We start from the raw sequence: 24,472 nt of genomic DNA, 5'->3' as shown, positions 1-24,472 counted from the left end.
CAATGATGAATACCTAGGATATAATTTTGAGGAATGAGAATTATTATTTTTTTAACACTGGGGTACCTGTGGTATCATTTTCTCTTTCTGAATCAAAAGTTTCCATATGTGCAGGATCTCTATGCATGAAACTATGAGTTTCTCCTTCTGTCTTTCTACAGAATTTTGAATGAATTGTCTCTTCGATTTTTAACGTAGTTTCATTTTCATGAAATAGTCGTTTTCCACAGTCTGGACATATGATTTCAGGCATAAATTCCGTCAGTATCAAATCTATTTAGATGTTTCATACTTTTTGTGAAATATTCATTCTCAACCCAAACTTTAGATGTTTATTCGTTTGTTGTAAAATATGGATGAATCTGAAATTGGATCTTTTTTAATATGGTCTGCTATCACTGGAATTATTATGCTTGTTACTGGATTTAGCTATAGAGTATATTCTAAAAAGAATAAGATCTCTACTTGATTTTTTAAAAATCTAATGTTATCCTTCTGAAGCTGTTTTACCGCCATCTACATTCAAGATGGTTCCTGTAACCCAGTTTGCCTCATCAGATGCTAAATAAAGAACTGCATTTGCAACATCGATTGGTTCGCCAACTCTTGCAAGAGGTAGTCTTTCTTCTAACACTTTTCTTGCTTGAGGATCATCAAGATAGGGTTTTATCATTCCTGAATTTATAATTCCTGGATTAACACAATTACATCTAATGTTTCGTCTAGCATATTCTACTGCAATTGATTTTGTGAACATGGAGATTGCAGCCTTGGTAGATGAATATACTGCCAAGTGAACTCTTGGAATTGCTCTTTCACTTGAAATTGAGCCTACGTTAACTATTGCCCCACTATTAACATCTGACATTTTTGAAAGAGCCGCCTTTGTCATATGGAATACTCCAAACAAGTTTACATCAATTAATTTTTTTATTTCAGAATCTTGCATTTCGTGAAAATGTATCGGATCATTAATTGCTCCTGCGTTATTTACCAAAATGTCTATCTTACCATAAGTGTCCATAATCTGATTCACTGCCTGTAATACTTGGGATTCATCAGTCAAATCACATGAAATTGAAGCCGTTGATTCTTCATGACCTATTTCTTTTCTAGTTGCCTCTAATTGCTCTAAATTCCTTGCAACTAGGATTACTTTGGCCCCTTCTTCTACAAATCTCTTAACAATACCTTTCCCAATGTCACTTGATGCCCCTGTAACTATTGCAACTTTTTCATTTAATCGCATAATATGGTATTGTTATCCTATCTTATAGAATTTTTGTTGAATTCTATTCGTGATTTTGATTATTTTTATTCGTTAATTTTTTTAAGATATTCTATAATGCCTGTATAATCAATGTCTCCAAATCCTTCTTTTATTGCATTTTCATAAACTTCTTCTGCCTTGCTTATCATAGGAAGTTCTATTCCAAGTGATTTTGCAGCATTTGTCATGGTGGTGATATCTTTTTTAAGATTTGAAAGCGTGAATGTTGTATCATATTTACCTTCTATCATTTTGTAAGCCTTTTTTTCACTCATTCCTGTTTTGAAATAGGTAGAGTTTAAAATTTCTAGAAATATTTTTGGATCAACTCCTGATTTTTTTACAAGTGTTATTCCTTCAGATAATGCCAATGCTAACATCGTGATTTGGAGATTCATGGCTAATTTAATAGAATTAGCAACTCCGTTCTCCCCCAAGAAAAACACTTTGTTTGCTATTGTGTCCAATACTGCTTTACAATTATCAAAACTTTCTTTATTCCCTGATGCCATCAAAACTAAATCTCCAGTTATTGCTACATTTGGTCCTCCCATTACTGGGATGTCTAGCTTTGTAATTTCAGAATCCATAAATTGTTTTGAAATATTTTTTGATTCTGTTGAATCAACTGTGCTCATGTCTGCAACAATTAGATTTTTGTGATTTCCATGTACAATTCCATTATTCCCAAATGAAATATCTTTTACAGCATCTGCATCTTTTACAATTATAATTACTAGTTCTGATTTTTCTGCCACTTCTTTTGGAGACTCTGCAATTGTTGCACCTTTTTCTTTTAGTTCTTCTGATTTTTCTTTTGTTCTATTATATGCTGTTACTTCATAACCTGAATCCACTAAATGTAATGCCACTGCATTTCCTAACATACCTAATCCGATAATTCCTATTTTTTTCATTTGGCTTCTCCTGGTGTTGTTTTATTAATGTCGCTCTTCATTTTGAATCTCCCAGTGTTTGTTTCCAAATCTTGATGCAACAAATTCTAATTGGCCTATTGTTTTATCTCCTTTTTTGACTTTGGCAAAATCATATTTTTTCATTTTAATTATTTTTTCTTTTGGTTTGTATCCTCCCTCGATAACTTTAACTTTGAATCTTTTACTTGCTTTGATGATCATCTTTCTGGCATTCTGAACATTTCCAATCCATGAAAACATTTCAAATTCTCCAAAATTCTCTGTAGTCACATTGTAGCCATACAATCTTGCCTCTAGTTTGATGGATTGTACTTTTGCTTGTTCATTTAGCCATGCCACGACTTCTTCTCCATGTCCTTTTTCTACTCCAAATGTTTCAGAATCTGCCATGTAATTACACTCACAATATTAAACCATAATAATCATTTTCTAATTCTTGTTAAACTAAAATATCGATTCAATTATCATATTTTATGCTCACAATTGACTGCAAGGATGTGGTATCTGTCAAAAATGATTTACTTGTATTTGTAGCAGATCAAGTTGCTGCAATCCCTACTTTAAAGAATCATCAGTTTACGTTGTCTTCTTTTGATGATGATGAAATTATTGACACTACTGCAGTAATTTCTGCAATAAAAGAATTTTTAGATTCTATAGATGAAGGACAAAATTTTGCTGTAATTTCAAATAATGATATGATAAACATTACGTCCATCTCTGGAAAAGTAATTGAAAACACTACACCACAGTCTGAACATGAAATGTTTTCATGTACTCATTGTGGATATGTAACACAATACCAAGTTGAACTAAATGTCCATATGCGAATTCACTATATCTAATTTATTTTACAATTTCTCTAGTATCTAATTTTTTAATATTTAGAATTCATACAACCCATTAAATTAACCATAACTCGATCTAGATTAATTTAGTTCTCAAAAATATACTAAATTTTAAATCCATGTAGGTTGGATTTAACTAGATATTTTGTAGAATATTACGTAATTCCAAGTGTTATGATAAATTTTTTGTTAAGGTTTTATTTACAATTTTTATCATTTATTGATTTTCAACAGGATCTTTATAAGCACTAATCACTCAAAATGTTTGTGAAAAAACCTTTGAAGAATAATGTATCCAAGATTTATTGTGAAAAATGTGATCTAATTTTAGAATCTCGTCAAAAATTTGATAAACATATTGAAAGTCATTCTTCTAATGTGACCTGTGAAGTTTGTCCGATTGACACTGTTATTGCAAAATTTGTAAATTTATTCAAAAGAAAATCTTCTCGTAATTTGGAATAAGTTTTTTTAACCAAGAATTCCTATTTTTAATTATGAATAAAATAGGCGTAATTATAGGCGCCATAGTTATTGCAATTATTGCTGGGGTCGCCGTATCCTTATCTACATCTACTGAAACTGTTAATTTGGATATGGGTAGAACCCATGGAACAATTTCAACTGCAATGGGTTCTCCGATATTAGGTGATCCTTCAGCTCCCATCACTATTGTAGAATTTGGAGATTATCAATGTCATCAATGTTACAATTGGTTTCACAATACAAAACCTGCAATAACTCGTGATTATATTGAAACTGGAAAAGCAAATTTAGTTTTTGTTGATTTGGCATTTTTAGGACGTGATTCTCCAAAAGCAGCTCAGGCCTCTTATTGTGCTGAAGATCAAGAGATGTATTGGGAATATCATGATATTCTATACATGTCTCAAGAATCTAAAATTGATAACGGATGGGCAAACACTGAACGACTAAAGGCATTTGCATTTAGTTTAGGTTTGGATATGGAATTGTTTGACAGCTGTCTTGACTCTGGAAAATATTCTAAACGCGTACAATACAATAGTCAACAAGCTCGAGATCATGGTGTAAGAGGAACTCCGGGTTTCTTTATTGTTGGTCCTGATGGACAAGAGCAACTTGGTGGTGCACAACCTTTCTCTGTGTTCAAACAAGTGTTGGACAAAATGATCTAATGGTATCTGCAATCAATCTTGTATTTTCAAATTCAAAATATCTTGTCTTATCATTTGTAATTTTTTCATCCATGTTAGTTGGGTTGCTAATTATCTCTGAGTATATTTTCTTAGAACCTTATGTTGTTAGCCATATTCCATCTGGAACTGAATTTGGATTTATTCTTATTGTAACGATATCTGCTTTATCTGCCCTAGTATTACCAATGAACATATTTCGTATCAATATACTAAAAAAATCAAAACAAAAAATGGGTGGGGGTGTTTTTGGTTCAATAATTGGAGCTGCTGCGGGTGCATGCAGTTGTGGTCCTATTGGATTTGCTGTAATCTCAACCTTTGGTTCAGTAGGAGCTACAGCAACTACATTTCTGACAAATTATGAAACTCCGATTAGGATAGTTGCCATTGGAATATTGGCAATCACTTACTTTACTTCCGTAAGATCATTGAAAATTGAGTGTAAGTTTGATCCAAAGATTTGATGTATTAGAAATCACCACTTAGACAAACATTTGCAACCTTGGAATGTATCTTGCAGACAATTCTAGTGTTTGTATGACCATTCTCTATATTCCAATTAGACCTGGTAGACGAGATCCAGAATCTGATGAAATAGAAGATGCTGAAGACTAGTATTCACTAAATTTCTACATTGATTTGTTACGTTTCATAAATTCCAAAGTCGAGATATTTATTTGCCTTTTGAGGGTTTAACATAATGCAGAATTGGAATTTGATTTTTGGAATTTTCATAATTTCTAGTCCTATTCTCTTTGCAATGATTGCATTCCCGGACTCTATAGCTTGGAGTTGGAATGAAGGTAGAGGTGGTTATTTCTTTGCTTTGATTTTTGTTGTTGCTGAATTAATTGGATTGAAGATTGTGATTTCAAAGAAAAAATTACTTGCTGTAATTCCTTTAGCTGTGGCTACAATTATTTATCTTGTTTCATTAGAATATGGTTTAAGAGATTACATTATTGAATCTGCAGAATATTTTGATGTACAATTAATCTATTCATGGACTTGGATGTGGGACTTTGTTGTCATGGCAATATTCATTGTTGTTGCATTGAGTATCTTCTTTGGAAAACGCTGGATCAGAATTGCTCCTGCTGGTCCAATATTTCTTATAGGTACTGCAATAATTCTTTCACTTGATGCGTTTTTCCCATATGATACACTTGGGCCTTTACAATACATTGTCCCATACTTTGTTCAAGCAAATGTTTGGATAATTACTGTACTTGATCTTGGAACTGCTGTTGCTAAAGACAATGTAATGTTCTTACGTGGTGATCATGGTTCGATGGCTCTTCAAGTATTTTGGCCATCAGCCGGTGTTCATAGTATTATCATTTTTTCTTTAGTAATTGGGGCATTCATGTTAAAATTAAACATCCCTAGAACTAGAAAGGCAATTTACTTTGTTTTAGGAATTATTGGAACTATTGTTGTCAATTTAATCCGAATTTTTTCATTATCTTGGTATGCTCTTAAAGTCACAACTGATCCTGTTGCTTGGGAGGAATATCATAAAATTGCAGGCGAGATAATGTTCTTGCCTTGGCTATTTGCGTTTATTTTAGTAGTAATTATCATTGAATCCAGACGTCTTAAAAAATCAGAAAAATAATTGATATTTCTAAAAATAAGAAGTAATGTCGCTTTGTCCTTGAATTTCTGAAAGTTCTGAAACTTTAACTCCTAATCTTCTAATTGTAATGGTTTGATTTTCTAATGCTTCTTTTAATAATTGATCAGCTGTTTTTTCCAATTCTTCAATACTAGTGGTGGGGCTTCTGAGCATTCGTGATTTTGATTTGTTTGATAGATCTGATTGTACGAAATGTATGCCAACTGATTTGAACATTTGATTATTTTTTTTAACTACACTATGCACTTCCTTACAAAGTTCTATGATGTTTTCAGATAAGAATTGATAATCTTTTGAATCTTGCTTTAATGTTGTAATTTTACTATATTGTATTCGTGCTTCACGTTTTTTTACTGGTTCATTATCTATTCCTCTAACTGCATTATAGATATATCCTCCAGTCTTTCTTCCAAACTCTTTGTTTAATGTAAAAATATCTATTTTTTTTAAATCTTGAATTGTTTCTAAATTCATTTCTAAAAATCTTTCTTCAGTTTTTTTACCAATGCCTGGTATAGTTCTAATTTTTAATTGTTCTAAAAATGTATCAACTTTTTCTGGTGATACTGTGGTTAAACCATCTGGTTTTTGAAAGTCTGATGCTATTTTTGAAATTAATTTATTTGGAGAAATTCCTATTGAACAACTAAGTTTTATTTTATCTCTAATGGAATTTTTTATTTGCTGTGCGAGATGATTTGCCTTCTCAAAATCACCCTCAACTCTATCTGTTACATCTAGATAAGCTTCATCTCTGCCAACATATTCAAAAATGTCTGCGTAATCTTTCATAATCTCCATTGCTTTTTCTGAAATTTCAGTATAGAACTCAAAGTCAACTGGTAGAAAAACTGCATCTTTTCTTTCATCAAGTCTTTTTTTTGCAAATGCAATTGGAATTCCTGATTTAACACCGTATTTTCTGGCTGTGTAATTTGCAGTAGCAATAGCACCGCTATCTCCTCCTCTGTCTGAATAAACACAAACACATACTGGTTTTGATTTTAGTTCTGGTGATCTAGTTTCTTCACATTGGGCATAAAAATAATCAAAATCTATGTGGAAAACTACTCTTGTTTCCAATATTCTTCTAGATTGCTTTGATTATTACTATATTGTGCATGATTTTTTGTTTTGTATTTTTTTTAACAGCCTGCATGTTTTTTAGGTATGGGGATTGTTTTTTCTTATGGAGTCAACTCTAAGTTCAGATGAGCCTGAAAGAATTCAAGCCTTACATGATTTAAAAATACTGGACACTCCTCCTGAAGAACGATTTGATAGGATTACAAAAGTTGCACAAATAATGTTTGATGTTCCGATAGCGCTGGTAAGTTTAGTTGATACTAATCGTCAATGGTTCAAATCATGTGCTGGACTTTCTGCTACTGAAACTCCTAGAAGTATGTCTTTTTGCAGTCATGCGATTTTAAATGAGGATGTAATGTCTATTACTGATGCCACTAATGATGAACGGTTTTCTGATAATCCTCTTGTTACGGGAGAACCTCATATTAGATTTTATGCGGGAAAACCAATTCGAGATCCTAATGGAAAAAAATTAGGGACTCTTTGTATCATTGATACAAAACCTCGTGTTTTCAGTAGAGCTGATAAAAGTGTCTTAATTGATCTTGCTAATTGGGTTGAGAGTGAATTTAAAAATACTGTTTTAACTATGTCATTGAAATCTACTGCAAAAGATTTGTCAATAGCTCAGCAAGAACTTTTAAAACAAAATGAGCAATTAGCAGAAAAGGTACAAGAAAAAACTGAACAACTCTTAAAAAATGACCGAGTATCTACAATAGGTTCAATGGCATCACGTATTGCACATGATTTAAGAAATCCTTTATCTATCATTCAAATGTCTTCAGATCTTTTGAAAATGAACCTTGAACACCATATGGATGATAAAATGAAAAGTCAGTGTGCTGGTTTACAAGATTCTATTGTTGAAATTAATCGTATCATCGAAGATGTGCTAAATTATGCAAAAACTACTGAACTCAATTTGGAATCTACATATGTTTCTGAACTCTTAAAAAATGCTATAAAAAATATCTTTATTCCTAAAACAATGTCAATAAAATTACCTGACAATGATTCTCAAATTAAATGTGATTCTAGAAAAATTCAAGCTGTCTTTTCAAATTTAATTGTAAACTCTATTCAGGAATTAAATAATTCAGGACAAATTATTATACGATTACTTGACACTCCTGAAAAAGTTTCTATCTTTTTTGAAGATTCTGGTTCAGGAATTTCTGACGATGTTTTACCGAAGATTTTTGACCATCTTTTTACTACAAAACCTGAAGGTACTGGTTTAGGGCTAGGAATTTGTAAATCTATAATTGAACAACATAAAGGTACAATTTCTGTAAAAAATAACCCGACAACGTTTACAATTGATTTACCAAAATTGAATCTTTAGCCTTACATCCAATTAATCTAAATATTGATGAAAGAACTGTATCTCCATGGAATATCCTGTATCCGTAGATGAAAATGGTGTCAAGTTTAAACCTGAAAAAATGGAAAAGGAGAAACTCTATCATTGTATTTTTAAAAACAAAGCAATACTGGTGTTCAAAGATTCTCAAGATGTGATGAATTGCTATGAAATTGAAGAAGTAGATCTAGTCGAGCAAATCAAGAAAATAGACAATGATGACGATCTTGAAAAATTATTTGAAGACTATTTGAAAGGAAATACCTGAAAAATTAAATAAAAGCGAGAGAGAAATTCGGTATAACAGGAATTTAAAATTGAGTAGCAATAAAAAATCAAAAGACGCAGAAGACATCTTATCAGAATTTGGTTCTAGAGTTAAATCAGAACCTGAACCAACACCAGAACCTGAACCAACACCAGAACCTGAACCAACACCAGAACCTGAACCAACACCAGAACCTGAACCAACACCAGAACCTGAACCAACACCAGAACCTGAACCAACACCAGAACCTGAACCAACACCAGAACCTGAACCAACACCAGAACCTGAACCAACACCAGAACCTGAACCAACACCAGAACCTGAACCAACACCAGAACCTGAACCAACACCAGAACCTGAACCAACACCAGAACCTGAACCAACACCAGAACCTGAACCAACACCAGAACCTGAACCAACACCAGAACCTGAACCAACACCAGAACCTGAACCAACACCAGAACCTGAACCAACACCAGATGACAAATCTAAATCAAATGATACTGAACATAAAACCCCTAACCCTAAACACTTTTCAGATTCTCCTCACAGTACAGAGGAACGTGATGTAATTTTTATTGGTACAAAACCAATTATGACTTATGTTTCTGCAACATTAACCCAACTTTCAACTAGACCTACTGTAACTATCAAAGCAAGAGGCAAACGAATTACACAGGCTGTTGATGTTTCACAAATGATTGTAAAACGAATGGATTCAGTTGGTTATGTAATTAGTGATGTTAGAATTTCATCTGATTCTTTAACTTCACAAGATGGAAAGCAACGTAATGTTTCCAACATGGAAATTGATATTTCAAAAAACTAGACTAAAAAACTTAACATTAATTCTATTTGCTATGTTATTTGTTGTTCTAATGATTGCTTTTTTTGGTGATTCTTGCAGTGTAGATCATTTGATAATACTAAATGAAATCCTATCTTATGAACAATCTTTAGATCCAGAACAATGCGAAAATATTCTTGAACAAATTTATTCTTATAATGACATGTGTACATCTGAAATAGAAATTTTAGATTGTGGTTAAGGTGATATGTCTAGTAAAAATATGATTCCAAAATAAACTAGCAATAAACTCAATCCCACCATTATGATTTTGTAGTTTCTATTTGATAATATTTGTGAACTTTTGGATGCTAGAAATGAAATCCCTCCCAACCACACATAATCCATCCATATGTGTAGGAAAAATACTATTAATATGCCTGAAAATGCCCACATTAACATTGCATCTGAAATTAGTTTGAATCCTATAGTTAACCACCAAATTATAAAAAATGGATTTAGTGCGCTAAGTACAATTCCAGTAAGTAATGGCCCATGTTTTGGAATTGATGTAATGTTTTTGTTATTTTGTAATGTATTTTTGATTTGAACAAATGCAAAAATGAAAAGTGTAATTGCTCCTACAATTGAAATTATAGTTCTAAATTCTGGAAATGATTCTAAAGAAAAAACTCCAATTCCTAATAAAATAACTAAAGGAAATTCTACAATTGTATGGCCTATTGCCATTTTAACCCCTGATTTGGTCCCTTCTCGTAATCCATATGATATATTTGCAGTAAATAATGGTCCTGGGGCCATTACTCCTGATGCCGAAATAACGATTACAATAATTGCAAATTCAAAAATTTGAATCACTCTTTTTCAATTATCTGATTCTGAAATAAACTTGATGTGGTTTATTATCTATACATGGAGTCTTTGAGATTTTTTGACTCTTCTTGAGCTTCTTTAATAATGCCTTCAGCTTTCTCTGCTTCTTTTTCTAGTGATGATATATCACAAGATGCACCTGGGATTAATTTTGACATTGCCATACATAGATTTGCACTTGATTTGAAATCTGGCCCGTTTCCAGTTGTATGAAAAATTATTACGATGACATCTTGATTTGACATCCTGCCTTCATTTAGTAAAATCCCTGGAATGCCTGGAATTGTACCATGATCTAATACTTTGAGACCTGCTTCTTTTATTTTGGTTCTTGCAGATTCTGTACTTCCAATACCTATCATCTCTTCTTCTTCATTTGGTGACTTAATTGCAACACTACTAACAATTAATTTTATTTTTTGTTTTTTTGCCCATGACAGCATTGTTTTTGCTGTAATTCTATGCAATGACTGCTCTAGAGTCAAATATGACAAAAATATTCCTACTTTTAATTTCTCATTTACAAAAATCCTTGATGGAAAATTCGGTTTTCCATTTTTAATCACACTGATTGGAGGAAATGCTTCTGAATCCATTACTCCTCCCAGTTCAAATTGTGATGTATTGATCATTGATTCAGTTGCAATTGCACTGGTAAAACCTGCTGAAGGAAATCCATCTATCAAATATCCATTTTCTAAATTTAATTTTCTAATTTCTCTTATTCTAATTTTTGGAATCAATGAATATTTTCTATATTGATCAAATAATAGCTTTTATCTAATTCTATTTTTTTACTTTTGAAAGTAATGCTGCATAAATGAATGGTAAAATCGTTGTTACTTCTGCATGAAGTGTTGATTGTTTTGCTATTTGTGTAACTTTTCCCCATGAAATTGCTTCTCGTACAAGTGCACCACTTAGGCTTCCATCAAATTCTTGAGCAGTAGTGATGTAAAATGCATAATCTAGTCCTTCTCTGTATTGGTTCCACCATAATGTGTGGTGTTTTGAAATTCCACCTCCAATCATGAATGCTCCTGATTTCTCTGCTTTGAAAATTAACCCTGATAGTAGATTTGCATCTCCAATCATGTTTAATTTGAAATCTGCATGTTTTTGTGTAAATAACCAAATTTGACTTCCTACTGCTCCGTCCATAATTCCTGGAACTACTACGTCGATATCATTTTTGTATGCCCAGTATAGAAAAGAGTCTTCGCCAAGATGTTTTCCAATCATTTTACAAATTTCAGATGTACTCATCTCTTTGTTTCCATTTTGATATTCTTCTTCTAAGAATGACTGCATTTTTTCTTCAATTAGTGGTCCGTAACTATCCATTGGTACTAGGACATTTCCTAATCTGTGGATGTTTTGATTTGCCAGTTCCATATCATCCATTGTAAATGACCCTTCTTTGTAATGTGAAAAATGTCTAGCAATATCATGATCTAATGCACCGCAAGTTGTAATTGCAACATCAAACCATTTGTTTTTTATCATGTCTTTAATTATTCCTCTTAACCCTGTGGATACTACTGCACCTACAAATGAAACAAATCTTAGACATTGTTTATCTGAAATCATTTCTGTTAAAATCTCTAAACCACTTGATAGGTTCACTGACTCAAATCCTCCTGATTGAGACAACTCTTCAAAAATTTTTTCAATTGACATGTTTGAATCAATTTGAATATCTTTTACTGGACGGCCAGGATCTATCATGATTACATTCTATGTCGGTACCGAATATAAAATCCTGCCTTTAACGAATGAAATTTTTCAATTATCTGGGGAAACTTTAAACCTCCCTCTCAATAATGAATTTCAAATGGCTGATAGAATTAAAGTTGGTTTAGTAGGTATCGGTAATTGTTTTTCAGGTTTAATTCAAGGAATTGAATATTATAGAAAAAATCCTTCCCAAGAAGTAACTGGTATTATTCACGATAAACTAGCAGGATATGGAATTCATGATATTGACTTTGTTTGTGGGTTTGATGTTGGCGAAAATAAAGTTGGCAAACTATTGCATGAGGCAATTTATGAATATCCAAACATGGTTGATTGGATTGCTAAAGATGATTTGCCAAAAAATGAAGCATTGGTCTATGAAAGTCCTATTTTAGATGGAGTAGGTGTTTGGGTCGAAAATCGAATTAAACCTATTGTTAGCACAAAAACACCTGAGCAAATAGCTGAAGAGGTCAAAAAAATTATCAAAGAAAAAGGTGTTGAAATTATTGTATCTTATTTGCCAGTTGGTTCTGATAAAGTAACTGAATTTTGGGCTCAAATTTGTTTAGATACAAAAACTGCGTTTGTAAATTGTATTCCCTCTTTTATTGCATCAGATGAGAAATGGGCAAAAAAGTTTGAGGATGCAAATGTTCCTTGCATTGGTGATGATATCAAGGGTCAAGTTGGTGCAACTATTGTACATAGAACTTTGGCTAAACTTTGTAGTGATAGAGGAACAAAAATTGAAAAAACATACCAAATCAATGTTGGAGGTAATACTGATTTCTTAAACATGAAGGAACAAGACAGACTGGCATCTAAGAGAATCTCTAAGACTGAAAGTGTCCAAAGTCAACTTAAGGAAAGATTAGATGATGATCAAATCTATGTTGGACCTTCAGATTTTATTCCATTTCTAGGAAATACAAAACTCATGTTTATGAGAATTGAAGGTAGACAATGGGCAAATATTCCATATAATATGGAAGTACGTTTAGAAGTTGATGATAAAGCAAATTCTGCAGGTATTGTAATTGATGCCATTCGATTAGCAAGAATTGCTCTTGATAGAGGAGTTGGTGGTCCAATCAAACCTGCCAGTGCATACTTGATGAAACATCCTATAGAACAAACCTCTGATGCTTTGGCAAAAGATGCATGTGAAAAGTTTGTTGCAGGCGACTAGTCACTGAAAATTATTAGAATCTGAAAATCTTATCTTTCTACTCTTTTCATATTTATTCAAATCAAACTCTTTACTAACTCCGCATTCTCCATTTAATTTCATAACTTTTGTTGTGACTATTTTGTTTTTTTCATTCAAATCTATGATGAGACTGTTTCCTCCGAATCTCTTATTTTCAACATTTGCTGCTAAGATTGGTATTCTATTTTCTAAGGATCTGACTTGAACATACATTTGCCAAGGCTCAATTCCTCTCCTAACTATTCTACTAGGTGAAAACAAAACTTGGGCTCCTTTTTTTACCAGTGTATTTGCTACTTTTGGAAACACCATATCATAGCAAATTATCACTCCAAACTTGCATGCGGTATTGAAGATTTTAGCCTCATTTCCTGGTTTTACACTGTTTTTTTCATAGTCAAAAGGATGAATTTTCTCTTGTTTGCCTATGAATTCTCCCTTTGGCCCAATCACTGGCGATATGATGGATGTTTTTTTCTTTGTAATTTCATAAAACGCTCCTGGAATTATGGTCATGCTGAATTCCTTTGATATTTTTTTAAACTCTGAAAACTCTAAATCAAAATCATTGATCTCGTTATTTTTTAGCCACTGTTCTGGCAGGCACACAATGTCTGTGTTATTCCTTCCTAATTTTTTAAGAATTTTTACTGCATGAGAAATTCCTTTTTGATTAGTACTTTGTGATGCAGTCTGGATTAACCCAAGCTTAACCATGTTTTTAGAATTATTTCTTAGTAATTATAGTAGGCGTAATTATGCGATCATTAAATAAAAAATTATTATTTTCTTTTCAACCGCTACGAAAAATATCATAACACAACAAGAAAAATTAATCAATTCTGTCAACTAAACTTGTTAACCATCGATTATCCTACGTAATGAGAAATTATTATCATTGGTTCATGTTAAAAAAGTTGAGATCTTCGGTTTCAAATCATTTGGATTTAAGAATACTACTGTACAGTTCGAACCCGGACTAGTTTCAATTTCAGGTCCAAATGGTTCTGGTAAAAGTAACATCTTGGATGCCATTATTTTTGCAATGGGTGAAAATAAACCAAAAGTAATGAGAGTGGATAAATTGCGATCTCTAATTCATGATATTGAAGGAGCAAGACATGGACCAAAAATGGCAAGATCAAGTGTTCATTTTGATAACTCTGATAGAAAAATTCCAGTAGATTCTGATGCAGTTGAAATTACAAGAGAGATGGATGCTAACGGCGAAAACACATACTATCTAAATAAAAAGAAAACAAATCGAAGTCATATTCTTGATTTACTTGATATGGCAAATGCCGGTTTGGGTCAACTCAATGCTGTCCAACAAGGAACTGTAACTAGAATATCTGAATTCACTTCAGAAGAAAAAAGAAAAACAATTGAAGATTTAATTGGTCTATCATACTTTGATGATAAAAAAGTAGAATCTATAAAACAATTAGATGAGGCAGATAGACGTTTAGAAATTGCTCTTGCCAAAATGGGCGAAATCAAAAAAAGAATAGATGAATTAGAGGAAGAAAGAAATCAAAAATTACGTCATGATATTTTAGAACGTGAGTTAAATCGTTACAAGGCCATTGCTGCAGCAAACAAAATGAAGGTTATTTCAAGCCAAAAATCGGCAAAAGAATCCAATTTGAATGCATTAAATGCTGAAATCACAACGTTTAGCACTCAAAGAAATACTTTGAGAGAAGAAATTGGTGCTTTGGAAACTGAAAAGACAAAGTTGATGGCTGAAGCTAATGATTACAGTCAAGCAAAAGCTACTCTTGATGTTGAAATTAGTTCTGCAATGGAACAATATGAGATAGACAATAGTGCAATTTCTGCATCAAAGAAACGATTAGAGCAAATTAATTTAAGATTACCTGAAATACAAAATGAAATTGCTGAAATTAATCAAGCTAGATCTGATATTGATACACAACTTCAAAAAATAAAAATATCTATTGATGAAACAGATTTAAAGAAAAATAAAATCAATGAAGATTTACAAATTATTGACTCTCAAAGAAATAAAATACTTACAGAACAATCAGAAGCAGCAGCTAAAAAATCTGAAATTGATAATAAAATCAAATCTCTTACAAGTCAACTCAATGATGTACAACTAAAATTATCCAAAGTTTTACATGAGAAAGATGAATCCAAAATCAAAATTGACACAAATACTGCTAAACTCTCTGAATTAGAACATGATATTGTTTCATTAACTGGTTACCAATCTAAACTGGAATCTATGTTGAATAATCATAATGCATCTATTACTGAATTAAAATCAAGAATTCAAAAACTCCATGATAGAAAATCAAAAATACATAATGATATGGATGAGTTGGAATTTATTTTAGAGAAATCAAATAAAGCTGCAAATCAATATGAATCAAAAATTAAAACTGTACAGGGATTCATGCATGAAGATTACACTGTTGCTAAATTAAAAGAAGATGCAGACAAACTTGGCATTGATGGATTAGTTTATGAAATGATTTCATGGGAAAAAAAATACGAGCGTTCAGTTTTAGCAGTTAGTTCTGATTGGATTAAAGCAATTGTTGTAAAAGATTTTGCAACTTTACTTGGCATAGCTGAAGTTGCACGAAGTAAAAATCTTCCAAAATTAAAGATAATTCCACTAGATGCAATTCCACAATTCAAACTATCTCTACCAAAAGAATCTGGTGTAATCGGCATACTTGCCAACTACGTTACATGTGATCCTGCATATGCTTCCCTCAAAACTTTCCTATTTGGCAATATTGTGCTTACTGAGAATAGGGAATCTGCTTATAATGTCTCTCAAAAGGGTTACAAATCTGTAACACTTGATGGTGAATTCTTTGAAGAAAAAGGTGGTACAGTAATCATTGATATTAACTCCAAAATATCTAAACTCACAAAATTAATCTCTATGAGTAGTGATATTGATGGATTATTCCAGTCAATTAGTATAATTAAAAAATACATGTTAAAGAAAAAATATTCATTAAAAAAATTAGAGGATTCCATCCAGTCTTATGATGATCGTCTATCCATGTCTGAAAATTCACTAACCTCTACAACTGAAAATTATTCAAATTTGAAATCTAGACTCACTTCTGCACATAGTATGAAGGAGCAACTTTCAAAAAGAATTTCAGATCTTACTTCAAGAAATAATGTAATTGAATCTGAAGTGAATACTTGCGAATCTCATGTAGAATCATTACAAGAAAGAATAACTATTGTTGAAGAAAATTATGCTAGTGGAGAACAAGATAGAATTGCTTCTGAATTATCCAGAATTAATATTAAAAAATCTGACATTGAGAAATTATACACTACAATAATGAATGAATATCGTGATAAATCTTCCCAACAAACAACATTACAAACTCAATACAATAGAGAAAAATCTCAATCTAATCGTCTTGATGCTGAAACAAATTCCTTGAATCTAGAATACAAAGAACTTGAAACAAAAATACATGACTTGGAAATTCAGAAAGAATCCAAGAATCAAGTTCTTGTATCATTGCGTGAAAAAGAACAAGAATTAATTTCTACATCTGGCTCATCTATTGGACATCTAAAAGAATTTGATGATAAACTCAAAGTATTAACTGAACAAGATAGAGAATTGACAAAACAAATCAATACTATAGAGCGTCAAACAGATTCACTTACTCGTGATCTTAAAGATTTAGTTGAAAATGAGGCTAAACTACAACAAATTCTATCTACGTTTGGATTTGATAAAGATATGGAAACATTTGATGTTGAGTCAATTGTACATGGATTAACTACTGAATTATCTTCGCTAAATGCATTAAATGCTAAAGCACCTGAAACATACCTTGAGGTATCTTATGGATATCGTTCCATGTCTACAAGAAAGAATTCTCTTGAAGCTGAAAGAAATTCTATTGTCAAATTTATTGAAGATATTGAAAAAGATAAACGACAAACATTCTTAGATGCATTTGATAAAGTCGATAAAGAAATTCGTTTAATTTTCAATAAAATGACTGATGGGAATGCATGGTTGGAATTACAAAATGAAGATGACATATTCAATTCTGGAATTTCATATCTAATCCAATTCCCAAATAAACCCAAAAGAGAATCCACATCAATTAGTGGTGGTGAAAAAACATTGGCCGCAATTGTATTTGTTCTAGCATTACAAAAACTAAAACCATCTCCATTCTATCTCTTTGATGAAGTTGATGCTCACCTTGATGCACCAAATTCAGAAAGATTAGCAAAAATTTTAGAAGAAAGATCCAAGGAAAGTCAATTCATTATGGTGTCCCTCAAAGACTCTGTAATTCAGAAAGCAAAATTGATCTACGGGGTATTTCCAAAGAATGGGGTATCTAATGTTGTCACTTACAAAGATAAACGAATCCCTTCCATGAAAACTTCCTAGTCTAGTTTTACAAAACAGGCTGAGTAATGGTCTGCACTATTTTCTTCTAATCTTGGTTCTTCTATACATTTTTCAATGGCATATTGACATCTTGCTCTAAATCTACATCCTTGATACACATCAATATCTAACGGATCATTGATTCTGATTTTCTTCTCCTTGTGTAAATTATCCGGATCAGGCTCTGAAATAGCATCAATTAATGCTTGAGTGTAAGGATGCCTTGGTTTTACCAGCACTTGATTAATTGGTCCAATTTCAACAATTTTCCCCATGTACAAAATCCCTATTCTTTGACCAAAATATCTGGCAGTAGCCAAATCATGTGTGATGTAGATAAATGAAATGTTGTATTTTCTCTGTAATTCTTGCATCAATTCTAACATTTCAGCTCTAATTGATACATCTAACATAGAAACTGGTTCATCTGCTAGTATTATTTTGGGTTTTAGTGCCAAAGCTCTTGCCAGTACTACTCTCTGTCTTTGTCCGCCTGACAACATGTGTGGGTATCTTTTTACAATGTCTTCAGCTGGTTCTAATTTTACTTCATGGAGTACTTCGATTACTCTTTTGGTTCTATCCTCCTTGTTCCCAATTTTATGAATTTCAAGTGGTTCAGATATGATGTCACCAATCTTCATTCTGGGGTTGATGGAGTCGTATGGATCTTGATGTATCATTTGGCAATTCATTCTAATTTTTACTAAATTTTCTTTTTTATCATCGATTTCCTGTTCTTCAAAAAATATTTTTCCTGAATCTGATTGGATTGATTTAAGAATTAATTTTGCAATGGTTGATTTTCCTGAACCTGATTCCCCTGCTAACACAAAAACTTCGCCTTTTTTTAATGAAAATGATATATCATCAGTAGCTCTCACAGTTACTGATTTTTCCCCAAATATTCCTTTTTTTGTAAAATATTTTTTCAAATGTTCTACTCTGAGAATTTCACCCAACATTTATTGTTGAATGAAGAAGTATATCAAGAAATATTATTCATGCGTAAAATTTGGGATAAAGCATTTATGTTAAACAAAGACCGGTTTAATACTTGAATAAAGCAATCCAAAAACATCCTGATTATAAAAAATATGTAATAGATTCTAAACTTCAATATTTTAAACCTCATGCTAGTAAAATCGAGAAAACATTTGCTGAAGAGATCTCTTCAAGCTTGAATAGGGAATCTAAATTTATCGTGCCTAAATTTTTCTATGATAAAAAAGGGTCTGACTTGTTTGAAAAAATTTGTACCCTTCCTGAATACTATCCTACAAGAACTGAAATTGCTATTTTGAAAAAGTTAAAGACTGAATTGCCTTCATTTATTGATGATTCCTTTAGATTAGTTGAACTTGGTAGTGGGGCATCTGTAAAAACGCGATTATTACTTGATATTTTCACTCAAATGCAACAAACTACAGAATATTTCCCTATTGATATCTCTGAAATACTAGCTGAAAGTTCAGAACAACTTTTACAAGATTATGATAATCTTCGAATTACTGGAATTATTGACACATATGAGGGTGGGTTAGAATTTTTAAAAAATTATGATGATAAAAATAATTTAATTCTATTTTTAGGTTCTAGCTTTGGAAATTTTTCTCCTACTGATGGTAAAATCTTTTTAGAAAAAATAAATTCTACCATGAAATCTGGTGATTTATTTTTAATTGGTTTGGATCTGGTAAAGGATTCGCAAATTTTAGAATCTGCATATAATGATAAACAAGGTATTACTGCTGAATTTAATCTCAATGTTCTATCTAGAATAAATGATGAACTTGATGCAGATTTTAATTTAGATAATTTTTCTCATTATTCTATTTACAATAAAGAGGATCAGCGAATTGAAATGTATTTGAAATCTTTAGTGAATCAATCTGTTGTCATTTCAAAATCTGGTCTTTTATTAAATTTGGAAAAAAATGAGTTGATTCATACTGAACATTCTCATAAATTTACTCTAGACCAAATTAAAACACTTTTTACAAGTACTGGATTCAAAATTAATCATACTTGGTTAGATGAGAAAACTAATTTTTCATTAACTTTAGTATCAAAAAATTAAATATTTTCAGCACATCTGAAACCTGAAAATAACCATCTTTCATCTAATCTGAAGAAATTTCTGTAACTTCCTCTAATTGACATCTTTGGAGTTCCAAAAGAACCTCCTCTCAAAACTTTTTGATTTGTAAACCATTTGTCATTGTATTCATCAAATCCTGATTTGAATCCTGGGTACCCTGTATACTCTGATGATGTCCATTCCCAAACATCTCCGATCATTTGTTGACATCCTGAATGACTAGTCCCATTTGGGTATGTTCCAATTTCAGAACATCCCCAGTGATATGATTCTAGTAAATTACATTTTTCATTTGTTGGATTTTCATTTCCCCATGGGAAAGTAGTTTTCTCTTGCTTGTATTCATTCCAACAAGCAGCTTTTTCCCATTCAGCCTCTGTTGGGAGTCTTTTTCCTGCCCATTTACAATATGCATCTGCTTCGTAGAAACTTACATGGCATACTGGCTCGTTTGAATTGATTTCTCTAATTCCTAAAAAGTCTCTTGTATGCCATTTACCATCAACTTTTTCCCAATACATTGGAGATTCCCATTTGTTTTCTTTGACTTTTTCCCATCCGTCTGATAACCAGTATTTGTAAGTCTCATATCCTCCAGCTTCCATGAATTCTAGATATTGCTTGTTTGTTACAGGAAATTCGTCAATTTTATAATCATTAAGGTAAACTTTGTGTTCTGGTAATTCAATATCGTAGCAAAACTCTTTTCCTGTATTCCCCATGATGTATAATCCTCCCTTAATTTGGATTGATTTTCTATCGACGATTGGCTGTTTTACAATTTCATTTTTCTTTACAGGTCGGTATTGTTCTGCAAGTAAATGTTGTAAATCATACACTAGGAGTTCTTGATGTTGACATTCATGATGAAATCCTGTCATGATAAGTTTGACATCATCTTCACTAAGCGTTTGGGTTTGAATGAATTTCTCTACTTTTTGATTTATTGTATTAAAATATTGAAAAATTTGATCAGTTGTTGGTCTTGACACAACTCCTCTCAAACCTTTGTCATGAGGTACTCCAAATTGCTGATAGTATGAATTTAGGTATTCTGAAAATTCTTTAGAATAAAATTCGTAATTTTTATCAATCTTATTCATTATTGTTTCATAAATCCAACTTACATGTCCAATGTGCCATTTTGGTGGACTCATAAAAAATGCAGTTTGAACTACAAAATCATCTTTTTCTAATGTTTTTACAAGTTCTAGCGTTCTACTGCGTGTTTCTTTAAACTGTGATAGTAATGAAATCTCTGACTGTAATTCTGGGTTGGATGTCAATATTAAGAAATAATATTTTTTCTATTATTATATTTGTGGGTTTTTTAATATCCTCTAGCAAAGATTGGAACTGCTATGCTTTGTTCTTGACAGTAGATGCATTTTTGATTTGTATTTTCACTTCCAAATGGAATGACTCTAATTTCTGCCCCTGTTTCTTCTTTAATTTTTTCTTCACATTCTAATTTTCCACACCAGGGTGAATTGAAGAAACCTCCTTTCTCAATTTTTGATTTAAAATCAGAATAATCCGAAATCTCTAAGGTATTGCTTTTAGCATCTTCTCTGGCTTTTTTTAACATCTCTACTTGAATTTCATCTAATATTGTGGGAATTTTCTCAATTTCTGAACAACTCAAACTAATTTTTTCAAGATTGTATCTTTTTGCAACTACTATGCTATTTTTTTCAATATCTTTGGGCCCTATCTCTATTCTCAATGGAACTCCTTTGAGTTCCCAATCGTTGAATTTGTAACCTGGGGATAACCCTTCTCTTTCATCTACGTGTACTCTGATGTCTTTTGATTCTAATTCCTTTTTGATTTCTTCTACTTTTGGAAGAACTGTTTCTTTTCCTTCATCGTTTCTGTAAATTGGAACAATAACTACTTGCATTGGAGCAACCTTTGGTGGTAAAACTAATCCTTTGTCATCTCCGTGCGCCATGATCATGGCTCCAATTAATCTCCAAGACACTCCCCAAGATGTTTGCCATGCAAAATGTTCTACATTGTCTTTATCTGCAAATTTAACTTCAAATGGTTTTGAAAAGTTTTGACCTAAGAAATGAGACGTACCCATCTGTAATGCTTTCCCATCTGGCATGATTGATTCCATTGTAGTGGTGTACACTGCTCCTACAAATTTTTCTTTCTCACTTTTTTTACCTGTTGTTACTGGAATTGCAAGTTCTTCTTCAACTGTATTTTTGTAAATATCTAAAATTTTCATTACTTCTTTTTCTGCTTCTTCTTGAGTACTGTGTACAGTATGTCCTTCTTGCCATAAAAATTCTGAAGTTCTGAGGAATGGTTTTGTTGCTTTAATTTCGGCTCTTAATGCGGTATTCCAAAAATTAATTTTTAATGGTAAATCTCTCCAACTTTGAATCCATTTTGCATACATGGTATATGCCAATGTTTCCGATGTTGGTCTTAATGCCAATCTATCTCCAATTTCATTAGTTCCTGAATGAGTTACCCAAAATACTTCTGGATTGAATCCTGCAAAATGTTTCTGTTCTTTACCTAACAGTGATTCTGGAATTAAGATTGGTAAAAATCCATTCCTAATACCATTTCTTGAAAATTTTTTGTCAAAAGTACCTCTTAATGATTCCCAAATGGAATAACCGTCTGGTCTGAGTACAATTAATCCTTTAACGGGAGCATAATCTGCAAGTTTGGCCTTTAGAACTACTTGTGTATACCATTCACTAAAATCATCCTTCTTTGAAACTGTGATTCCTACGTCTTCTTTACCCAAACTAAGATTTATTGAATTAATTTAACTAATGAGCCTTTCGTGATGATTTTTGTTTTAAAACTAATTTGTTATTTTAGTGGGTCGCCTTTGCATAATACTTCGCCCATGACTCTACTTTGGAAATTCGGACAAATGAAACATTGAACAAATTGAATATCTTCTTTTAAAACTGGACACTTTACAAATTCCTGTTTCATTCTTTTGAGCATTTTTGGACTAACACCTTTGAGTTTCAATTTTCCTTTATCATCCATCAAACCTAAGTCTTTTAATTTTTCTTTGAGTTCGGCAGGGAATTTTACTTTATCTTCTGTCGTTTCAATTTTTACATCATATTTGCGTTCTAGCTCTTCTGCCATACTTAGTGTGATATACTCGGTGATTTATTACTAGCGTTTTTTAGATCTGAAAAAAGTTTAAACTTTAATATAATTAGCGATTTTTTTCAAAATCAGATTACTATTGTTAGCTATTTTTGATGTTGAGGGCGTTTTGTATGATGAAGAATATCTCCCAATTCTTGCAGAAAAACTTAACAAAGAATCTGAAATTTGGGAAATCACAAAACAAGGAATTCAAGGAAAAATTAACTGGGAAGAGGGATTACGAACTAGAGTTGCAGCTTTGAAGGGCCTTGATGAAAAAACTTGTCAAGAAGTATCTGATGCATTACCTATCATGACTGGTGCAAAAGAGGCATGTATGGCATTAAAAGCAGCAGGATGGAAAATAATGGCCGTATCTGGTGGTTTTTCCCTGATGATGCACAGATTGAAAAAAGAATTGGATCTTGATTATGTTTTTTCAAATGAATTAATTTTCAAAGATGGTAAACTAGATGGTGTTACAATTAATGTTGATTCTGATAAATCAAAATCTGCAAAAATAAAAATTGAAGAATGGGGTGAGAAAAAAGAAGATATAGTTTGTGTCGTAGATGGTGCAAATGACATAAAATTATTTGATGTTTGTGGATTGGGAATTGCATATCGTGCCCAAGATATTGTCAAAGACTTGGCCACTACAACTTTGGAAGAAAAAGATCTATCTAAAATTATTGATATTATCAACAAACACTATAAACTTGAATTAGAAGCTGCAACCCCTGCGTAAACAATTTTTTAGTCCTCTATTTGAGATACATTACTTGCAAATTATTCCTATTCATGTTGAAAAAGAGATTGACCCATCTGATGATCTATCTGACATCATTCTGAAATCTGAAAAATTAAATGATGGCGACATTCTGGTAATTGCACAAAAAATAATCTCTAAACAAGAAGGACGTTTGATAGATTTGTCAACTGTAACTCCTTCTTTATTGGCTGAAGGTATTGGCTCTCAATACCAAAAAGATCCTAAAATTATTGAACTAATTTTATCTGAATCTAAACGAATTGTAAGGATGAAAAATGGTATATTGATAGTTGAAACTAATCATGGTTTTATTTGTGCAAATGCTGGAATTGATGAAAGTAATATCCAAGAAGGATATGCAACTTTGTTACCTGTGAACTCTGATAAATCTGCACAACAAATTAGACAGAAAATTTTTGAACAATCAAACAAACAAGTAGTAGTAATAATTTCTGATACATTTGGTCGACCTTTTAGAATGGGACAAACTAATCATGCAATTGGAGTATCTGGATTAAATCCTATTTTAGATTATGAGGGAACTTTGGATTCTTTTAATAAAATTTTACGAGTAACTGCAATAGCTATTGCTGATGAGATTGCATCTGCATCCGAATTAGTTATGGGTAAGTCTTTGAAATGCCCCTTTGCAATAATTCGTGACTATTCATTTGAGATTGAAGACCATACAATTAATGAATTAATTCGCCCTGAACATGAAGACCTTTTCAGATAATTTTTTTCAAAATTTAATTCTACATAGTAGGACAAGCTAAACTCGTATAGCTTTTAATATGACAATTTGGTCTTT

26 protein-coding genes are annotated in these 24,472 nt (G+C 32.0%); 13 read left to right on the top strand and 13 right to left on the bottom strand.

The genetic code is table 11. The annotated features are described in order from the left end of the window. Positions 1–43: 43 nt before the first annotated feature. The 4 genes from C5F49_RS05955 to C5F49_RS05940 form a co-directional block, all read right to left on the bottom strand. Positions 44–253, bottom strand: a complete 210-nt coding sequence (locus tag C5F49_RS05955; protein WP_179362097.1) for a hypothetical protein — start codon at positions 251–253, stop codon at positions 44–46. A gap of 234 nt (positions 254–487) precedes the next feature. After that, positions 488–1,249, bottom strand: a complete 762-nt coding sequence (locus C5F49_RS05950) for an SDR family NAD(P)-dependent oxidoreductase (protein ID WP_179362096.1) — start codon at positions 1,247–1,249, stop codon at positions 488–490. Positions 1,250–1,314: 65 nt separating this feature from the next. After that, the gene (locus C5F49_RS05945; protein ID WP_179362095.1) at positions 1,315–2,187 is read right to left on the bottom strand and encodes an NAD(P)-dependent oxidoreductase; all 873 of its coding nucleotides are present in this window, start codon (positions 2,185–2,187) and stop codon (positions 1,315–1,317) included. A gap of 24 nt (positions 2,188–2,211) precedes the next feature. Then, positions 2,212–2,598 (bottom strand): hypothetical protein, encoded by a 387-nt coding sequence (locus C5F49_RS05940; RefSeq protein ID WP_179362094.1) that lies wholly within the window; start codon positions 2,596–2,598, stop codon positions 2,212–2,214. 83 nt (positions 2,599–2,681) lie between these two features. On the opposite strand from C5F49_RS05940, the gene C5F49_RS05935 reads away from it, so the two are divergent. From C5F49_RS05935 to artG, 4 genes are all read left to right on the top strand, one after another. Further along, entirely contained in the window at positions 2,682–3,053 is a 372-nt protein-coding gene (locus tag C5F49_RS05935; protein WP_179362093.1) for a C2H2-type zinc finger protein, read from the top strand. 500 nt (positions 3,054–3,553) lie between these two features. Further along, positions 3,554–4,213 carry a DsbA family protein gene (locus tag C5F49_RS05930; RefSeq protein ID WP_179362092.1) on the top strand — a complete coding sequence of 220 codons (660 nt, stop codon included), beginning with the start codon at positions 3,554–3,556 and terminating at the stop codon, positions 4,211–4,213. Beyond that, on the top strand, positions 4,213–4,698 hold the full coding sequence (locus tag C5F49_RS05925; RefSeq protein WP_179362091.1) for a hypothetical protein: 486 nt from the start codon (positions 4,213–4,215) through the stop codon (positions 4,696–4,698). Before C5F49_RS05930 ends, C5F49_RS05925 begins: the two co-directional genes overlap by 1 nt. A 236-nt stretch (positions 4,699–4,934) precedes the next feature. Continuing rightward, on the top strand, positions 4,935–5,852 hold the full coding sequence (gene artG, locus C5F49_RS05920; protein ID WP_179362090.1) for a thaumarchaeosortase: 918 nt from the start codon (positions 4,935–4,937) through the stop codon (positions 5,850–5,852). 9 nt (positions 5,853–5,861) lie between these two features. Here artG and dinB read toward each other — a convergent pair whose 3' ends face one another. After that, on the bottom strand, positions 5,862–6,956 hold the full coding sequence (gene dinB, locus C5F49_RS05915; protein ID WP_179362089.1) for a DNA polymerase IV: 1,095 nt from the start codon (positions 6,954–6,956) through the stop codon (positions 5,862–5,864). 106 nt (positions 6,957–7,062) lie between these two features. On the opposite strand from dinB, the gene C5F49_RS05910 reads away from it, so the two are divergent. The 4 genes from C5F49_RS05910 to C5F49_RS05895 are packed head-to-tail and all read left to right on the top strand — an operon-like array spanning position 7,063 to position 9,645. Continuing rightward, positions 7,063–8,310 (top strand): GAF domain-containing sensor histidine kinase, encoded by a 1,248-nt coding sequence (locus tag C5F49_RS05910; protein WP_179362088.1) that lies wholly within the window; start codon positions 7,063–7,065, stop codon positions 8,308–8,310. Positions 8,311–8,356: 46 nt separating this feature from the next. Next, positions 8,357–8,596 carry a hypothetical protein gene (locus C5F49_RS05905; RefSeq protein ID WP_179362087.1) on the top strand — a complete coding sequence of 80 codons (240 nt, stop codon included), beginning with the start codon at positions 8,357–8,359 and terminating at the stop codon, positions 8,594–8,596. Positions 8,597–8,645: 49 nt separating this feature from the next. Next, a complete protein-coding gene (locus C5F49_RS09790) occupies positions 8,646–9,425 on the top strand; it encodes a DNA-binding protein (protein WP_246275295.1) in 780 nt (259 codons plus the stop codon). Positions 9,426–9,456: 31 nt separating this feature from the next. Further along, positions 9,457–9,645 carry a hypothetical protein gene (locus C5F49_RS05895; protein WP_246275294.1) on the top strand — a complete coding sequence of 63 codons (189 nt, stop codon included), beginning with the start codon at positions 9,457–9,459 and terminating at the stop codon, positions 9,643–9,645. Here the strand turns inward: C5F49_RS05895 and C5F49_RS05890 are convergent. The 3 genes from C5F49_RS05890 to C5F49_RS05880 form a co-directional block, all read right to left on the bottom strand. Continuing rightward, complete coding sequence (locus tag C5F49_RS05890; protein WP_425489648.1) at positions 9,642–10,205, bottom strand: LysE family transporter; 564 nt, start codon at positions 10,203–10,205, stop codon at positions 9,642–9,644. The genes C5F49_RS05895 and C5F49_RS05890 overlap by 4 nt on opposite strands. A gap of 101 nt (positions 10,206–10,306) precedes the next feature. After that, positions 10,307–11,020, bottom strand: coding sequence for a proteasome assembly chaperone family protein (locus C5F49_RS05885; protein WP_179362084.1), 714 nt, complete (start codon positions 11,018–11,020; stop codon positions 10,307–10,309). Positions 11,021–11,063: 43 nt separating this feature from the next. After that, positions 11,064–12,005 carry a deoxyhypusine synthase gene (locus tag C5F49_RS05880; protein WP_179362083.1) on the bottom strand — a complete coding sequence of 314 codons (942 nt, stop codon included), beginning with the start codon at positions 12,003–12,005 and terminating at the stop codon, positions 11,064–11,066. 106 nt (positions 12,006–12,111) lie between these two features. On the opposite strand from C5F49_RS05880, the gene C5F49_RS05875 reads away from it, so the two are divergent. After that, the gene (locus C5F49_RS05875; RefSeq protein ID WP_179362082.1) at positions 12,112–13,206 is read left to right on the top strand and encodes an inositol-3-phosphate synthase; all 1,095 of its coding nucleotides are present in this window, start codon (positions 12,112–12,114) and stop codon (positions 13,204–13,206) included. Here the strand turns inward: C5F49_RS05875 and C5F49_RS05870 are convergent, their stop codons facing one another. Beyond that, the gene (locus tag C5F49_RS05870) at positions 13,207–13,944 is read right to left on the bottom strand and encodes a carbon-nitrogen hydrolase family protein (protein WP_179362081.1); all 738 of its coding nucleotides are present in this window, start codon (positions 13,942–13,944) and stop codon (positions 13,207–13,209) included. Positions 13,945–14,125: 181 nt separating this feature from the next. Between C5F49_RS05870 and C5F49_RS05865 the strand changes: the two genes are divergently transcribed. After that, complete coding sequence (locus tag C5F49_RS05865; protein WP_179362080.1) at positions 14,126–17,650, top strand: chromosome segregation SMC family protein; 3,525 nt, start codon at positions 14,126–14,128, stop codon at positions 17,648–17,650. Here the strand turns inward: C5F49_RS05865 and C5F49_RS05860 are convergent. After that, the gene (locus C5F49_RS05860; protein ID WP_179363622.1) at positions 17,647–18,612 is read right to left on the bottom strand and encodes an ABC transporter ATP-binding protein; all 966 of its coding nucleotides are present in this window, start codon (positions 18,610–18,612) and stop codon (positions 17,647–17,649) included. The two genes, C5F49_RS05865 and C5F49_RS05860, sit on opposite strands and share 4 nt — an antisense overlap. Before the next feature lie 95 nt (positions 18,613–18,707). On the opposite strand from C5F49_RS05860, the gene egtD reads away from it, so the two are divergent. Next, positions 18,708–19,730 carry an L-histidine N(alpha)-methyltransferase gene (egtD, locus tag C5F49_RS05855; RefSeq protein WP_179362079.1) on the top strand — a complete coding sequence of 341 codons (1,023 nt, stop codon included), beginning with the start codon at positions 18,708–18,710 and terminating at the stop codon, positions 19,728–19,730. Here egtD and egtB read toward each other — a convergent pair. From egtB to C5F49_RS05840, 3 genes are all read right to left on the bottom strand, one after another. Then, entirely contained in the window at positions 19,727–21,037 is a 1,311-nt protein-coding gene (egtB, locus tag C5F49_RS05850) for an ergothioneine biosynthesis protein EgtB (protein WP_179362078.1), read from the bottom strand. The two genes, egtD and egtB, sit on opposite strands and share 4 nt — an antisense overlap. A gap of 44 nt (positions 21,038–21,081) precedes the next feature. Beyond that, the gene (gene proS / locus C5F49_RS05845) at positions 21,082–22,524 is read right to left on the bottom strand and encodes a proline--tRNA ligase (RefSeq protein ID WP_179362077.1); all 1,443 of its coding nucleotides are present in this window, start codon (positions 22,522–22,524) and stop codon (positions 21,082–21,084) included. A 68-nt stretch (positions 22,525–22,592) separates the two neighbouring features. Then, positions 22,593–22,883: a hypothetical protein gene (locus C5F49_RS05840; protein ID WP_179362076.1), complete on the bottom strand. Its 291-nt coding sequence runs from the start codon at positions 22,881–22,883 to the stop codon at positions 22,593–22,595. Positions 22,884–22,986: 103 nt separating this feature from the next. On the opposite strand from C5F49_RS05840, the gene serB reads away from it, so the two are divergent. Beyond that, positions 22,987–23,637, top strand: a complete 651-nt coding sequence (gene serB / locus C5F49_RS05835; RefSeq protein WP_179362075.1) for a phosphoserine phosphatase SerB — start codon at positions 22,987–22,989, stop codon at positions 23,635–23,637. A 34-nt stretch (positions 23,638–23,671) separates the two neighbouring features. Further along, positions 23,672–24,397, top strand: coding sequence for a coenzyme F420-0:L-glutamate ligase (cofE, locus tag C5F49_RS05830; protein WP_179362074.1), 726 nt, complete (start codon positions 23,672–23,674; stop codon positions 24,395–24,397). The last annotated feature ends 75 nt before the right edge of the window (positions 24,398–24,472 follow it).

It is taken from the genome of Nitrosopumilus oxyclinae (genome assembly GCF_013407165.1).
GTDB lineage: Archaea > Thermoproteota > Nitrososphaeria > Nitrososphaerales > Nitrosopumilaceae > Nitrosopumilus > Nitrosopumilus oxyclinae.
The sequence above is the reverse complement of the archived record's forward strand: the minus strand, read 5'-3'. Positions and strand labels throughout refer to the sequence as shown.

Excerpts from the sequence above, each read along its gene's own strand:
- artG (WP_179362090.1), top strand. The coding sequence starts at position 4,935 with ATGCAGAATTGGAATTTGATTTTTGGAATTTTCATAATTTCTAGTCCT.
- C5F49_RS05955 (WP_179362097.1), bottom strand. The coding sequence starts at position 253 with ATGCCTGAAATCATATGTCCAGACTGTGGAAAACGACTATTTCATGAA.
- C5F49_RS05935 (WP_179362093.1), top strand. The coding sequence starts at position 2,682 with ATGCTCACAATTGACTGCAAGGATGTGGTATCTGTCAAAAATGATTTA.
- C5F49_RS05925 (WP_179362091.1), top strand. The coding sequence starts at position 4,213 with ATGGTATCTGCAATCAATCTTGTATTTTCAAATTCAAAATATCTTGTC.
- C5F49_RS05880 (WP_179362083.1), bottom strand. The coding sequence starts at position 12,005 with ATGATAGATCCTGGCCGTCCAGTAAAAGATATTCAAATTGATTCAAAC.
- C5F49_RS05875 (WP_179362082.1), top strand. The coding sequence starts at position 12,112 with ATGGCTGATAGAATTAAAGTTGGTTTAGTAGGTATCGGTAATTGTTTT.
- C5F49_RS05905 (WP_179362087.1), top strand. The coding sequence starts at position 8,357 with ATGGAATATCCTGTATCCGTAGATGAAAATGGTGTCAAGTTTAAACCT.
- C5F49_RS05945 (WP_179362095.1), bottom strand. The coding sequence starts at position 2,187 with ATGAAAAAAATAGGAATTATCGGATTAGGTATGTTAGGAAATGCAGTG.
- C5F49_RS05940 (WP_179362094.1), bottom strand. The coding sequence starts at position 2,598 with ATGGCAGATTCTGAAACATTTGGAGTAGAAAAAGGACATGGAGAAGAA.
- C5F49_RS05840 (WP_179362076.1), bottom strand. The coding sequence starts at position 22,883 with ATGGCAGAAGAGCTAGAACGCAAATATGATGTAAAAATTGAAACGACA.
- C5F49_RS05895 (WP_246275294.1), top strand. The coding sequence starts at position 9,457 with ATGTTATTTGTTGTTCTAATGATTGCTTTTTTTGGTGATTCTTGCAGT.
- C5F49_RS05950 (WP_179362096.1), bottom strand. The coding sequence starts at position 1,249 with ATGCGATTAAATGAAAAAGTTGCAATAGTTACAGGGGCATCAAGTGAC.
- C5F49_RS05870 (WP_179362081.1), bottom strand. The coding sequence starts at position 13,944 with ATGGTTAAGCTTGGGTTAATCCAGACTGCATCACAAAGTACTAATCAA.
- C5F49_RS05930 (WP_179362092.1), top strand. The coding sequence starts at position 3,554 with ATGAATAAAATAGGCGTAATTATAGGCGCCATAGTTATTGCAATTATT.
- C5F49_RS05890 (WP_425489648.1), bottom strand. The coding sequence starts at position 10,205 with ATGGCCCCAGGACCATTATTTACTGCAAATATATCATATGGATTACGA.
- C5F49_RS05910 (WP_179362088.1), top strand. The coding sequence starts at position 7,063 with ATGGAGTCAACTCTAAGTTCAGATGAGCCTGAAAGAATTCAAGCCTTA.